Annotated in this window: 15 protein-coding genes; 13 read left to right on the top strand and 2 right to left on the bottom strand. The window is 35.1% G+C overall.

Going from position 1 to position 14791, the window contains the following annotated elements; genetic code table 11:
• Positions 1 to 38: 38 nt before the first annotated feature.
• Complete coding sequence (exuR, locus tag H3S73_RS00530) at positions 39 to 821, bottom strand: transcriptional regulator ExuR (RefSeq protein WP_198235880.1); 783 nt, start codon at positions 819 to 821, stop codon at positions 39 to 41.
• A 242-nt stretch (positions 822 to 1063) separates the two neighbouring features.
• Between exuR and H3S73_RS00535 the strand changes: the two genes are divergently transcribed.
• The 8 genes from H3S73_RS00535 to H3S73_RS00570 all read left to right on the top strand — a co-directional run bounded on the left by H3S73_RS00535 (position 1064) and on the right by H3S73_RS00570 (position 12306).
• Positions 1064 to 2332 (top strand): MFS transporter, encoded by a 1269-nt coding sequence (locus H3S73_RS00535; protein WP_065738528.1) that lies wholly within the window; start codon positions 1064 to 1066, stop codon positions 2330 to 2332.
• A 68-nt stretch (positions 2333 to 2400) separates the two neighbouring features.
• Entirely contained in the window at positions 2401 to 3813 is a 1413-nt protein-coding gene (gene uxaC / locus H3S73_RS00540; RefSeq protein WP_198235879.1) for a glucuronate isomerase, read from the top strand.
• Positions 3814 to 3831: 18 nt separating this feature from the next.
• Positions 3832 to 5295 carry a tagaturonate reductase gene (locus H3S73_RS00545; protein WP_198235878.1) on the top strand — a complete coding sequence of 488 codons (1464 nt, stop codon included), beginning with the start codon at positions 3832 to 3834 and terminating at the stop codon, positions 5293 to 5295.
• 13 nt (positions 5296 to 5308) lie between these two features.
• Positions 5309 to 6808 (top strand): altronate dehydratase family protein, encoded by a 1500-nt coding sequence (locus H3S73_RS00550; protein WP_198235932.1) that lies wholly within the window; start codon positions 5309 to 5311, stop codon positions 6806 to 6808.
• A gap of 114 nt (positions 6809 to 6922) precedes the next feature.
• Positions 6923 to 8239, top strand: coding sequence for a glycoside hydrolase family 28 protein (locus H3S73_RS00555; RefSeq protein WP_370528781.1), 1317 nt, complete (start codon positions 6923 to 6925; stop codon positions 8237 to 8239).
• A 624-nt stretch (positions 8240 to 8863) separates the two neighbouring features.
• Positions 8864 to 10114 (top strand): oligosaccharide MFS transporter, encoded by a 1251-nt coding sequence (locus H3S73_RS00560; protein WP_065738532.1) that lies wholly within the window; start codon positions 8864 to 8866, stop codon positions 10112 to 10114.
• Positions 10115 to 10173: 59 nt separating this feature from the next.
• Entirely contained in the window at positions 10174 to 11292 is a 1119-nt protein-coding gene (locus H3S73_RS00565; protein WP_025316327.1) for a glycoside hydrolase family 172 protein, read from the top strand.
• Between the two features lie 15 nt (positions 11293 to 11307).
• Positions 11308 to 12306 (top strand): substrate-binding domain-containing protein, encoded by a 999-nt coding sequence (locus H3S73_RS00570; RefSeq protein WP_198235877.1) that lies wholly within the window; start codon positions 11308 to 11310, stop codon positions 12304 to 12306.
• A 31-nt stretch (positions 12307 to 12337) separates the two neighbouring features.
• On the opposite strand, the gene smpB is transcribed toward H3S73_RS00570, so the two are convergent.
• A complete protein-coding gene (gene smpB, locus H3S73_RS00575; protein WP_065738534.1) occupies positions 12338 to 12820 on the bottom strand; it encodes an SsrA-binding protein SmpB in 483 nt (160 codons plus the stop codon).
• A gap of 65 nt (positions 12821 to 12885) precedes the next feature.
• Between smpB and H3S73_RS00580 the strand changes: the two genes are divergently transcribed.
• The 5 genes from H3S73_RS00580 to H3S73_RS00600 are packed head-to-tail and all read left to right on the top strand — an operon-like array spanning position 12886 to position 14769.
• The gene (locus tag H3S73_RS00580; RefSeq protein WP_198226769.1) at positions 12886 to 13314 is read left to right on the top strand and encodes a type II toxin-antitoxin system RatA family toxin; all 429 of its coding nucleotides are present in this window, start codon (positions 12886 to 12888) and stop codon (positions 13312 to 13314) included.
• 1 nt (position 13315) lies between these two features.
• On the top strand, positions 13316 to 13615 hold the full coding sequence (locus H3S73_RS00585; RefSeq protein WP_198235876.1) for an RnfH family protein: 300 nt from the start codon (positions 13316 to 13318) through the stop codon (positions 13613 to 13615).
• Positions 13608 to 14042 (top strand): zinc uptake transcriptional repressor Zur, encoded by a 435-nt coding sequence (gene zur / locus H3S73_RS00590; RefSeq protein WP_065738535.1) that lies wholly within the window; start codon positions 13608 to 13610, stop codon positions 14040 to 14042. Before H3S73_RS00585 ends, zur begins: the two co-directional genes overlap by 8 nt.
• Positions 14030 to 14386, top strand: coding sequence for an EamA family transporter (locus tag H3S73_RS00595; RefSeq protein ID WP_039128145.1), 357 nt, complete (start codon positions 14030 to 14032; stop codon positions 14384 to 14386). Before zur ends, H3S73_RS00595 begins: the two co-directional genes overlap by 13 nt.
• The gene (locus H3S73_RS00600; protein WP_039128142.1) at positions 14386 to 14769 is read left to right on the top strand and encodes a multidrug efflux SMR transporter; all 384 of its coding nucleotides are present in this window, start codon (positions 14386 to 14388) and stop codon (positions 14767 to 14769) included. Before H3S73_RS00595 ends, H3S73_RS00600 begins: the two co-directional genes overlap by 1 nt.
• Positions 14770 to 14791 lie beyond the last annotated feature (22 nt).

Here is a 14791-nt window from a genome sequence, read left to right on the forward strand (position 1 = left end):
AAACCTATAATTTAACAAGGTATAAATAAGTACAATAATTATTCAAATTCATTTTCATTAATACTAACAACTGGATTATCTGAAAACAGATAGTGATCGCGTTTAGTTTCAAAATCTTCACTCGCTGCATCAAATAACATTTTTTTCGTATTTTCTAAATGTTGCCACATCGCTAATTTGGCTGCTTTAGGATCGCGATTGATTAATGCTTCAAGAATTTTATCATGTTCTTCCCACCAGCTTTCGATATTTTGTTGCTGTACATGTTCATGGAGTTTTTTCCATAAAGGATTTAGGGTTCGCTGTCGCCATGTTTCTTCAACAATGGTTATTAAAGCCGTATTACGCGTAATCATGGCAATTTGTGTGTGAAATTTTAGATCCCAATCAGAGTCCCGATAGTGATCTTCTTTTTTTGCATTGTGCTGAATTTCTAATAGGTTAACAATATCATCTTTTGTGATCTGAGTTGCAGCAAACTCAGCAATATTACTTTCGATTAATTGACGAGCTTGTAATAACTCAAATGGTCCTGTTGTAGCAAAATTGAGTCCGTGTGAGTCAGCAATCATATTTATAGTTTGCTGTTTATTGGCAATAACATGTATACCAGACCCTTTTCTAGCATCAACAAAACCTTCAACTTCTAACATTATAATCGCTTCTCTTACCACCGAACGACTGACTTTTAATTCTTCACAAATAAGTCTTTCTGACGGTAATTTGCTGCCTACAGGATAAACGCCATTGATAATTCGGTTTTTTAATTCTGTAGCGATAACTTGATAAAGACGCTGATGTTCATTCTGTTCTTGGGTCATAATAATTTTTGAGTAGTTCCATAATTCAAGTTTGGTACTTAAAATAACATCTAATTGCTTAGAGTTAAACAAGCTTGAATTAAAATTTTATAATCTTGTCAGATAATTTTTCAATAAGACGGACAAATGAACAACCGGATTTTTATTGTGGTTATTTGCTATGTTCTGTGATGTATGTCAACTTTTTAAGTTGACTGACATGTTAATATGCGCCAAAATTCATAATGTGTATGGAGCATAAAATGTACAAAACAATAAAAAATCTTCGCTGGTATATGATAGCGTTAGTGACTATTGGCACAATTCTTGGTTATTTAACTCGAAATTCAATTGCAGTTGCTGCCCCAGTGCTTAATGAAGTCATGGGTATGACAACTCAACAATATTCATATGTTGTTGCAGCTTATTCAGCCTGTTATACCGTAATGCAACCTGTAGCGGGGTATGTTCTTGACTTACTTGGCACACGCGTAGGTTATGCGGTATTTGCTTTATTATGGTCAGTTTTCTGTATCAGTACCGCATTTTCTGGCAGTTGGGTGGGTCTTGCGTTTACGCGTGGCGCTGTTGGAGCTGCCGAAGCGGCTATGATACCTGCTGGTTTAAAAGCAACAAGTGAATGGTTTCCGGCAAAAGAAAGATCAATCGCTGTTGGTTGGTTTAATTTAGGATCATCCGTTGGAGCAATGATCGCACCGCCATTAGTTGCCGGAGCAATATGGTTACACAGTTGGCAATTAGCGTTTGTTATTTGTGGTTTACTTAGCTTTATTTGGGGGTTATTTTGGTTTGCTCTTTATCGTCATCCAACTAACCAAAAACGATTATCAGAAGAAGAAAGAAAATACATTTTATCAGGGCAAGAAGTTAGTCACCAAACATCAAACACTACTAAATTACCTGCGTATAAAATCGTAAGTACTCGTCGCTTTTGGGGTATTGCCATCCCAAGGTTTTTAGCTGAACCTGCATGGGGAACCTTTAACGCATGGATCCCATTATTTATGTCTACGGTTTATGGTTTTGACTTAAAACAGATTGCGATTTTTGCTTGGATGCCAATGTTGTTTGCTGATTTTGGTTGTATACTCGGTGGCTATATGGCGCCATTTTTCCAAAAATATTTTAACGTCAGTTTGATTAACTCGCGCAAATTAGTTGTTACTGTTGGTGGCGTATTAATGATTGCACCTGGGTTAATTGGACTGTTTGCAAATCCTTATGTTGCTATCTTCTTATTTTGTATTGGTGGATTTGCTCACCAAGCATTATCTGGTGCATTAATTACATTATCATCCGATGTATTTGGTCGAAATGAAGTTGCAACTGCTAATGGTTTTACAGGTATGGCAGCATGGCTTGCTAGTACTATCTTTGCTTTAATTGTGGGAGCGCTTGCGGAATCAGTTGGTTTTAGCCCATTATTTGTCATTTTAAGTTGTCTTGACCTTTTAGCTGCGTTAGCGGTATGGACAATTTTAAAAGCACCATCAACAACTGAGCAACAATAAATTAATCGAGTTGCGCATGTTATTGGCATGTGCAATTGAATAGATAAACACGGTTTATGGAGAATAATATGCGTTTTTTAACTGAAGACTTTTTACTTGATACTGAATTTTCTCGTCAACTTTATCATAATTATGCGGCACAACAGCCGATTTTTGATTATCACTGCCACTTACCACCAGAACAAATTGCACAAGATTATCAATTTAAAAATTTGTACGACATCTGGTTAAAAGGCGATCACTACAAATGGCGAGCCATGCGTACTAATGGTGTGCCGGAGAAGTTTTGTACTGGCAGCGAGGTAAATGATTTTGAAAAATTCAAAGCTTGGGCCGAAACGGTGCCTCATACAATCGGTAATCCACTTTATCATTGGACGCATTTAGAATTACGTAGACCATTTGGCATCGATGATATTTTACTATCACCAGCCACCGCTGAAACCATTTGGAACAAATGTAATGCAATGCTTGAAACTAAAGAATTTACTGCTCGTAGCATTATGAAAAAAATGAATGTAAAAATGGTTGGCACAACTGATGATCCAATTGATGATTTAGTTCACCATAAAACCATTGCTCAAGATAGTTCATTTGATATTAAAGTTTTACCAAGTTGGCGACCAGATAAAGCGTTTAATATAGATTCTGAATTTTTTGTAGCCTATATCGAAAAATTATCAACTGTTTCGGATATTAATATCTCAAGTTTCCACCAACTTTGTCAGGCGTTAGCAAAACGTATGGATCATTTTGCTGCACATGGTTGTAAAGTTTCTGATCATGCCTTAGATACGGTCGTTTATGAAGAAGCGACAGAAAAAGAATTAGATGCAATTTTAACTAAACGACTAACTGGAGCAAATCTAACTTCGAAAGAAGTCGCTCAATTCAAGACTGCGGTTATCATTTATTTAGGCAGCGAATACAACAAACGTGGATGGGTTCAGCAATATCATATTGGCGCTTTACGTAATAACAATTCAAGAATGTTTAATCTAATGGGGCCTGATGTTGGTTTTGATTCTATTAATGACTCACCTATTGCTCAACCATTATCTCGACTATTAGACGCACAAGCTAAACAAAATGCTCTACCTAAAACAATTCTCTATTGCTTAAATCCATCTGATAATGAGATTTTGGGTACGATGATAGGTAATTTCCAGGGAGAAGGAATACAAGGCAAAATGCAATTTGGTTCAGGCTGGTGGTTTAACGATCAAAAAGACGGCATGATTCGTCAAATGACCCAACTGGCTCAGCTTGGTTTATTAAGTCGTTTTGTTGGAATGTTAACCGATAGCCGCAGTTTCCTTTCTTATACTCGTCATGAATATTTTAGACGCATTTTATGTCGTATGATTGGTCGCTGGGTAGAAGATGGTGAAGCACCTCGTGATATCGAGTTACTAGGTCAAATGATCAAAAATATTAGTTTTGATAATGCGAAAAACTATTTTGGTATCGAATTAAATTAATATATTAGAGTAATAGTAATGAAAACATTGAACAGAATTGATTTTCCCGGCGCTAAATATACCACGCGTGTTGTACAATTTGGCGAAGGTAATTTTTTACGTGCATTTTTAGATTGGCAATTGGATATCTTAAATGAAAAAACCGATCTTGATGCGGGTGTAGCAATTATTCGTCCACTTAATACAGACTTTCCACCATCATTAAATACTCAAGATGGTTTATATACCACATTAATTCGTGGATTAAATGAACGCAATGAAACAGTAAAAGAATTTAGGATGATTCGTTCCGTTAATAGTGAGATAAATGTCTATACACAGTATGACCAGTACCTTGCATTAGCCAAAGATCCTAATATTCAATTTATTTTTTCTAACACCACTGAAGCTGGTATCAGCTATGTTGAAAGCGATAAACTTACAGACCAACCTGCTACAAGCTATCCAGCTAAATTAACGGCTTTCTTATATGAAAGATTTAACCATTTTTCTGGTAGCAAAGAGAGTGGTTTAATCATTATTCCATGTGAGTTAATTGATTATAATGGCGATGCACTGAAAAAATTGGTCTTAAAATATGCTAACCAGTGGAATTTGTCAGACAAATTTATTGCTTGGTTAGAAAACGATAATGTATTTTGCTCAACATTGGTTGATAGGATTGTCCCAGGTTATCCTAAAGCTCAAATTTCTGAATTAGAATCCGAATTAGGTTATAAAGATAACTTTATTGATTCAGCAGAATATTTCTATCTTTTTGTTATCCAAGGCCCACAATGGCTAGCGCAAAAATTGCGTTTGGATAAATGCAACATTAATATCAAAATTGTTGATGATATTAAACCCTATAAAGAGCGTAAAGTTGCAATTTTAAATGGTGCGCATACAGCATTGGTTCCAGTGGCTTATCTAGCAGGAATTGATACGGTTGGTGAATCAATGAATGATTCGCAAATTTTAGAATATATTAAAGAGACAATTTTTGATGAAATTATTCCAGTTTTAGATTTGCCACATCAAGAATTAGTTGATTTTGCGCAGTCAGTTATCAATCGTTTTAAAAATCCATTTATTGAGCACCAATTAATGTCAATTGCTCTAAATAGTATGACTAAATTTAAAACACGTATACTTCCGCAACTGCTTGCTTATCAAAAAGCAAAAAGTGTGTTACCTAAGCATTTAGTCTTCTCTTTCGCTGCTTTAATTGCTTTTTATCGAGGTGTAAGAAATAACCAAAATTATCCATTACAAGATGATGCAATTTGGTTAGAACGCTTTAGTACTGGCTGGGCCAATGTCAGTAGTGGTAATGAAACACTTGCCCAATTAGTGGAAACAGTACTTAGTGATAGTGCTCATTGGGATTGCGATTTGCTAAATACTCCGCAATTAGCACAAACATTAACACAATATTTAACTGTCATTACTCAAGAAGGTATGCGTAGTGCAATTGAAAAATGTGTTACTGGTAGCAAATAAAATGAGTGGTGCAATGGTAAAATTTATAAAAATTAACAATGAAGATAATGTTGCTGTGGCATTATCTGATATAGAAGCACATGAAGATAATATTATAATCGATGGAAACGCCATCGATTTACCACAAGCGATCAAACAAGGGCATAAATTTGCCCTTAAAGATATTGAGCCTAATGAAAATATTATTAAATATGGCTTACCAATAGGACATGCCACTTGTTTAATTAAAACAGGTGAGCATATTCATTCACACAATTTAAAAACCAATCTAAATGATATCAATGATTATAAATATCAACCTAATTTATCCAAAAATCAGTCGCTGCATGAAATAGCTGATAAACCAGTCAACATTTATCGCCGAAAAAACGGTGAAGTTGGTATCCGTAATGAACTTTGGATTATACCAACGGTAACGTGTATTAATGGTATTGCGCAGCAAATTGTTAAACAGTTTTGTGATGAACTCAATAATCAATTAGAAATTGATGGTATTACCGTACTTGAACATCCTTATGGTTGTTCACAACTTGGACAAGATCATAAAAACACCAAAATAATATTACAAGATCTTGTTAAACACCCTAATGCGGGGGCTGTATTAGTTATTGGACTTGGATGTGAAAATAATCAAATCTCAGAATTTAAAGCCGATCTTGGTGATTATGATGAGTCGCGTGTTAGATTCCTGATTGCTCAACAAGAAGCCGATGAAGTTGCTTGTGCATTGACGCTGCTAAGAGAACTTTATGCCATTATGAAGCAAGACAAACGCGAAGTAGGGCGGTTAAGCGAATTAAAATTTGGTTTAGAGTGTGGTGGATCAGATGGTTTTTCCGGAATCACTGCTAATCCGATGCTAGGGTTGTTTTCGGATTATGTCATTGCCCATGGAGGAACCAGTGTTCTTACCGAAGTACCTGAAATGTTCGGTGCAGAAAATATTTTGATGTCTCACTGCGTTGACGAGCCTACTTTCGATAAAACCGTGCTTATGATCAACGATTTTAAACAGTATTTCATCTCAAACAATCAGCCTATTTATGAAAATCCGTCTCCAGGTAACAAAGCGGGTGGAATAACAACCTTAGAAGAAAAATCCCTTGGTTGTACGCAAAAAGCAGGCGGAAGTGAAGTGATTGATGTCTTGAAATATGGTGAAAGACTAACAAAGCATGGACTCAATTTACTCAGTGCGCCTGGTAATGATGCCGTGGCTACAGGAGCTTTATCAGCAGCGGGATGTCATATGGTGCTATTTACTACAGGTCGCGGAACTCCTTATGGTGGAATCGTACCAACGGTAAAAATTGCTACTAATACACAATTAGCAGACAAAAAAGGGAATTGGATTGACTTTAATGCGGGCAAACTCATCGAAGGAACCTCTATGCAACAGTTATTAATTGAATTTATTGACTATATCGTACTGGTTGCTAATGGTCAGCAAACACGCAATGAGATAAATAATTTCAGAAATCTAGCGATATTAAAAAGTGGTGTAACTCTTTAAAACTATCCACTCAAGGCTAAAATTAACCAGCCTACTTATCCAAATAACAATGAGAACTGTAATCTATAATGGGCGACAGTTCGCGTTAAAATGCAAAAGGAAGCAACAATGACAATGGTATCTGTTGAAGATTTTGGTGCAATAGGTAATGGCAAAACACTTAATACAGTTGCTTTTGCCAATGCAATACAACATATTGAACAACAAGGTGGTGGAACGCTTATCGTTCCAGTGGGAACTTATTTAACAGGCGCAATCAAGCTTTGCAGTAATTTAACTTTAGTTATTGAACAGAATGCGACTTTATTATTTTCAGATAATGAACAAGATTACCCAATCGTGCATTCACGTTGGGAGGGGGTAAAACAAGATGTCTATATGCCTTGTATTTACGGTCAAGATCTTGAAAATGTCATTATCACCGGTGGCGGTAAAATTGATGGCAATGGTGCTAAATGGTGGCATACTTTCCGTCATAATCGTGATACCCTAAAGTATCCAAGACCTTACTTGATTGGTTTTGATTTTTGCCAACGTATAACTATTGAAAAAGTCTTTTTAACCCAGTCTCCAAGTTGGACGGTCCATCCAATGGAGTCAAATAATGTAGTAATTGATAATATATCGATTTTAAATCCTGCGGATTCACCTAATACCGATGGTATTAATCCTGAATCTTGCCGTAATGTCAGAATTTCAAATTGCTATATTGATGTGGGTGATGATTGTATCGCAATTAAAGCGGGTACTGAGGAGACAGCAGATAAAAGCCCTTGCGAAAATATTTTAATTACTAACTGTAACATGATTCATGGTCATGGTGCGGTAGTATTGGGTAGTGAGATGAGTGGTAGTATTCGTAATGTCACTATTACTAACTGTGTATTTCAAAAAACGGATCGTGGTGTGAGATTCAAAACACGTCGAGGTCGTGGTGGTACCATTTCAGATATTACTTTTAGTAATATTGTTATGGATGAAGTACTATCAGCCTTTGTAATGAATTATTACTATTACTGCGGACCAAAAGGTAACGATCCAATTGTTTGGAATAAAGATCCTCTGCCAATAAATGAAGCAACCCCAGCTTGCCATAATATTAGTTTTTCAAACATTATCGCCAAAAATGTGCGTGCCTATGCTGGTTTTTTATATGGCATTCCTGAATCGCCAATTGCCAATATTTCGTTTGATAATATTCGAGTATCAATGCAAATCAATGCTGAAGCAGGTGAAGTTGATATGTTTAAGGATGTTAAACCTGAGGCTGGTAAAGGATTTTTTATCGAAAATGCACAGAGTATTTTATTTAATAACGTTATTATCGATAATGTTGTAAGTGAGCCGCTTTGTGTTAAAAATAGTAGTGATGTTTACGTCAATCAGTCATTTGTGAAGCAGGATGGCAAATTAATTAAATTGAAAGTTTGAGCACATTATAGATGATCTTCCAAATTCTATTTGAAAGAAAGTTGATTCTTGGTAAATAACCGCTTTTGTAGCGGTTATTTTTTATAATTAAAAAACGTTAATCAATAATACTCCTTGTAAAATAGATAGCGCATAATGCAATAAAATAATTATTTACCATTTATCAGTGGTAATAATTACATCCATAATCCATTATGGCAATTTAGCTGTTTTATTCCATCCAATGATAAGCACATTAAAATCCATCCAATATTCATTACAAATTTATACCGCATTGTCATTTGAATGATTGAAATTGACTTAAGTGTTGATAAATCCTGTTGCGCATAGGTATGCAACAAATCTTCTTTATTGAAATGGCAAATGGGAACCAATAGATAACAGTATGGCTAATTTTGCTGCTAATGATCACCAAACTACAGAGTCTGTAAGTGTTTTCATATTGCCTAATTGGTCAACAATAAACTCAGCAGAGCTTCAATAACAAGGCCACTTATAATTCTTATTTACATTACTTTAGTAAAATAACTTTGAAGTTGATCACATTTATCTAATAAAGCCGTTAAAGCTAAATTTTTAGCTATTCATACTCAAATGCGTACTTAACTCTTTATAGGATAAATTATGACTAGTGCATTTTATAAAAAACCAACTTATTGGTTTGCCTCGTTTTATAGCATTATGTATTACGCAGCGGGAAGTTTCGTTTTTTCCTTTTATGCTATATGGCTAAGTAAGGAGATAGGCTTAAGCGCAAAACAGACCGGCATTATTTATTCGTTTAACTACTTTATTTCGTTAATCATTATGATTCTGTATGGTATTTATCAAGATAAATTAGTGCTAAAAAAACACCTTGTTTGGTTTCAAAGTATTATTATTACTTGCGCTGCTCCAGCATTAATTTATGTGTATGAACCATTATTGCGCCATAATTTTTATCTTGGTGTGATTTTCGGTAGTTTCTTTTTAGGATTTGGTTGGATTGCTGGCATGGGGCTAATTGATTCCTACTGCGAAAAAATCAGCCGGGCGTTTGGTTTTGAGTTTGGTCAGTGTCGAACATGGGGATGTATTGCTTATGCTGTCGGTACCTTTATTGCGGGTATTTTGATTAGTATTAATCCTCACCTAAATTTTTGGGCAGCATCGGGTGTTGGTGTTTGTTTCATGATTCTTAACCTCAACTTCAAGCCTGATTTAAGTAAATCAACCGAAGCAGTGTTCCAGAAAAAGGATAAACTCAGTTTTAATGAGATCCTCTCTGTTTTTACCCTTAAAAAATTCTGGATATTTGTTATCTATGTACTCGGAACTTACAGCCTTTATAATATTTATGATCAACAGTTATTCCCTGTTTATTTCACACAACAGTTTGAAGATGTCAATGATGGATATCGTTTGTATGGTGTTTTAAATTCATTTCAAGTCTTTTTAGAAGCCGCAGTTATGTTTTGTGTACCATTTGTGGTGAATCGTGTCGGTGCAAAAAATGCATTGATTTTTGCCGCATTTGTTTCGGCTTCTCGTATCTTCTTAACGGGTCATGTAAGCAGCATTGCAATTATCTCAGTGATTAAACTTATGCACTGCTTAGAAATTTCAACCATTTTGGTTTCAGTGTTCAAATATATTGATAATAACTTTAATGCTCGATTATCTGCGACTGTTTTTTTAATTGGCTATCAGGTTGCAGGTTCAGTAGGGGTCATTTTATTTTCAACTTTAGTTGGTGATTTTTATGATAAAGCAGGTGCAGCAACAACATTTAATAATCTTGGTTTAGTTGTATTAGGCTTTATGATTTTTGCCATCTTCTTCTTAAGTCGTGATAGAAAAAGTGTCAATATCGAAGATAAGCCAGAAGTTAAATAAATTAAAACTGTTTTCAATTTTTCATTAATAGAATTTAATAACGTTAGTAAGGATTCACAATGAACATATATAATTCTGTAACACAATTTCACTTTGAACAAACTCGAACCATTTCGCCAGAAAATATGACTGGTGAAAAAGGTAAATCTTGTATGAAAGGCAGTGCATTAGGTCCAAGCCGTAAAGGACAAGGTTGTATTTCGATTCCAGCAGGTGAAACGGTAACAATTGCTGAGATCACAGGTCCAGCTGAAATTCGTCATATGTGGTTTACCTTAACCGACAGAACGCATCGCGGTAGTTTTGTACTTCGTGATGTAGTGATTCGTATTTATTGGGATGATGAAAAAGTTCCTTCTGTTGAAAGCCCAATTGGTGATTTTTTCTGTAATGGTTTTGGAGCAAGGTGTGATATTAATTCAGTGCCAATTGTTGTTAATCCAACAGGTGGCTTTAATAGCTATTTTAGAATGCCATTTAATAAAAAAGCGCGCATTGAAATTCAAAATGAGCATGAAGCTGATTTACAGCATTTCTTCTTTACTATTAATTATGCAATCATGCCAAAACCGTTTGAAGCACCGCTTTATTTCCATGCACAATGGCGTAGACAGCGCGTCACTAATTATGCACAAGACTATGTGATATTAGACAATGTTGAAGGTCATGGCTATTATGTTGGTACTTACTTAGCATTGACCGCCCTTGAGCGTTATTGGTGGGGTGAAGGTGAGTTTAAATTCTATCTAGATGGCGATAGCGATTATCCAACTCAGCATTCAACTGGCTCAGAAGACTATTTTGGTGGCGCATGGGCATTTCATAACCGCGATAGTCAAGGTCGGCCAAAAGCGAAATGTTTCCAAACATTGTTTATGGGATATCCATATCAAACCAATCGTGATGCAACGCGTGACTTTTTCCAAACTGGAGATTCTAACCCAGTACACGGTTTTGGTGATGATAGCTTACCAATGCATGGCTTATATCGTTGGCATTTACCAGATCCAATTGCGTTCCATAAAAATATCAAACTTGCTTTTCAACAAATTGGTAATGATGATATAAGATTATATGAACGTTGCGATGATATTGCCAGTGTTGCTTATTGGTATCAGAGCCCATCGGAAAACCATAATCCGGTATTCCCGAATAAACAACAACGTACACCACGATAATTAAGAGAGCAGTAAATGGCGAGTAATAAATTAAAAATCAATGATATTGCTCGTTTGGCTGGCGTGTCGGCAACGACCGTCAGTCATATCTTTAATAAACGAGATAAAAAATATCGTATTTCACCACAGACACGGCAACGGGTATTAGCCATTGCTCAACAATACAGTGATCAATCGCATATTCGCCAATATTTGATAAAAGCCAATAGTACCAATACGGTAGGTGTTATTGTTCCTGATATGTCGAATTCTTTTTTTTCAATGTTTTTGCATCATTTAGAGGCATCATTTAGGCAAAAAAACATTCAATTATTAATTACTTGTAGTCATTATAATAAAGACGTCGAAGTTAACGTCGCTCAAAATTTAGTTGAGCGTAAAGTAGATGCGATGATTGTGGTGACATCTTTAGACTGTGATGATTTTTATGTAAGTATTAACCAACATACCCCGGTACTATTTTTTGACCGCTATCTTAAAGATACCTCCTTACCTTTTATCACAAGTGAATCATTGGATTCGGTTGCTGAATTAATACAACCTTATGCCAAACAATTAGATGAATTTTATTTTATTGGTTGTGACACGCAACTGACATCGATTGATGCAAGGCTTAAAGGATTTAAACAAGGACTTAAGAATGCTGGTTTAGCCGTTAATCCAGAATGGTTAGTGAGTGATGACTACTGTCCAAATAAAGGATACGATTTGCTTAAAAATCTGCATAACGAACTAGGGCGTTTACCAAAAGCGATTTTTACACCGTCAGGGAATCTGTTACAAGAAGTGCTTAGTTATTTAGTGGAAATAAAGTTAGATCCGAAAGAAATTTGCATATGTTCTTATGACTACAACATCTATCTAGATTACTCTTATTATCCAATTGATGCCATTGCGCAGGATTTTCAAAGTATGGCGCATGTTTGTGTTGATGTGATCGATGATTTACTTAACTTTAAAGAGTTAAAAAACCATGAAATTTTTATCAAACCACAAATAATACGCCATCATTAAATTGATCATTGAGTGATGAATTACACAATGATTAACGATTAGCGTTTTTCATAATACGGGCTTTATCAACTTGCCATTGACGCTCTTTGATATCGGTGCGTTTATCGTACTCTTTTTTACCTTTAGCAACACCAATTTTTACTTTTGCCCAAGCATTTTTCCAATATAAAGAAAGGGCAACAACGGTATAACCTTGACGATTGATTTGACCAAATAATGAGTTAAGCTCACGTTCATTTAATAATAATTTTCGATTGCGCATAGGTTCACACACCACATGTGTTGACGCAACATTCAACGGTGTAATTGTTGCACCAAATAACCATGCTTCACCATCTTTGAGTAATACATAACTATCACTTATATTGGCTTTACCTGCACGTAATGATTTTACTTCCCAGCCTTGCAGGGATAATCCGGCCTCAATTTCCTGTTCAATAAAGTACTCATGGCGTGCGCGTTTATTTAATGCTATAGTTGCCGAACCCGGCTTGTGTAATTTTTTCTTAGTCATAATGTGCGATATTATAAAGTTACGTGATACTATATGCCACTAATTTTAACTTTTATTTTATTATTATGGCACATGTTTTTCACGAGGTTATCGAGCCTTATTCAATTGAGCAAATGTTTGCTTTGGTCAATGATATTACTCTCTATCCAGAATTTGTACCTGATTGTATCGCAACTGGCATTATTAGAAAACAAGATAATTTAATGGCGGCATTTATTGAAGTTGAAAAATTAGGTTTTAAGAAATCTTTTACAACACTAAACAAAATTAATCAGCCTCATTCAATAGAAATGAGTTTGTTAGACGGTCCGTTTAAATACCTATCGGGAAAATGGCAGTTTACTCCATTAGGAGAAAATAAAAGTAAAATTAGTTTTGAGTTGAATTTTGAATTCAAAAATAAGTTACTTGATATTGCTTTCACTCCAGTATTTAAAGAGGTGATGGCGAATATGGTTAATGCATTTTCACAAAGAGCAAGGCAGATTTATTAAGATGAACAGTATTCAAATTGTTTATGCGCTACCTAATAATCCAACAATAATTAATTGTGATGTTGATGAGCAAACGGATGTCTTGCAAGCAATCACAAAATCCAATATCTTATCGATCTGTCAGATAAAATTAGATGAACACTTGATTGGTATTTATGGTAAACGTTGTGATCTTAATGATTTAGTGAAAAATGGCGATCGTATTGAAATCTATCGTCCATTAATTAATGATCCTAAAGAAATAAGACGAAGAAGAGCAGCAAAAAATAATTTATTGAGGCAAAGGAAACAGAATGCATAATCTGCTAATTGAAAAAATTGAAACTTTATGCAAGAAGCGTGGTATTAAATTGACAACACAGCGTCGAACAGTGTTAGATATTATGCTGAAAGCAAATAAAGCAATGAGTGCATATGATCTTTTAGATTTGCTTAAAATCAGTGAACCACAAGCAAAGCCGCCAACAATTTATCGTGCGTTAGAATTTTTGCTTGAACAAGGTTTTATCCATAAAGTTGAATCGTCGAATAGTTTTATTATTTGCCCACATTTTCATGATCCAGAGCATATTTCAATACTGTTTATTTGTGACAAGTGTCAACAGATCATTGAAAAACATTCTCAAGATATCGAAACACAACTTAAGCAATTAGCGCGACAAAGTGACTTCTTAATAAAACACAGTGTGCTTGAAATACATGGAATTTGTCAGCCATGTCAGCCTTAATTATTACTCTTTGGTTAGTAAATCTATTTTGTGATACTGTCGGACAAATTGCATTTAAATATGCTGCAATAACTTCAAAACATCAACAAGGTTTACACTATTGGCAAAAATTGTTTGGTAATTTTTGGCTTTGGTTGGGGTTTAGTACCTATTTTGTTGGCTTTATTTTTTGGCTGGCTTTTTTAAGTGAAGTTCCATTATCGCAAGGTATTCTATTGGGATCGTTTAATATCATCACAGTTATGGTTGCTGGACGAATTTTATTCAAAGAACATCTAACAGCATTTCGTCTTATTGGTATATTTTTTATTACTTTCGGCGTGATATTAGTAGGACTTACCTAATGAAAAAATTTTATATCATCGGTTTTATCTTATTGTTATTTTTTGATACATTTGGTCAAACTACTTTCAAATTAACCGCATTATCAGCTTTACCATTCGAAATTAGTTTCGATTGGTTAATCCGTATTTTTAGTCATGGTTGGGCTTATTTGGTCATTTTAGGCTATACAGGCGCATTTATGACTTGGATGGTTTTATTAAAAAAAGCGCCTGTAGGACCAGCGTTTGCTGCTTCACATCTACAAGTAGTGACCGTTATGCTAGTTTCAGTGATCGTGTTTAATGAACAAATAACATTAACTCGTTTGTTGGGTGGATTATGTATTATTATTGGTATTGTATTTTTAGCTTTGGCTGAGCAAAAATTACAATGCAAAAAATAGGTTTTATACTGAAACGTATGCA

It is taken from the genome of Gilliamella sp. B14384G12 (assembly GCF_016101825.1).
In the GTDB taxonomy this organism is placed as follows: Bacteria; Pseudomonadota; Gammaproteobacteria; order Enterobacterales; family Orbaceae; genus Gilliamella; species Gilliamella apicola_N.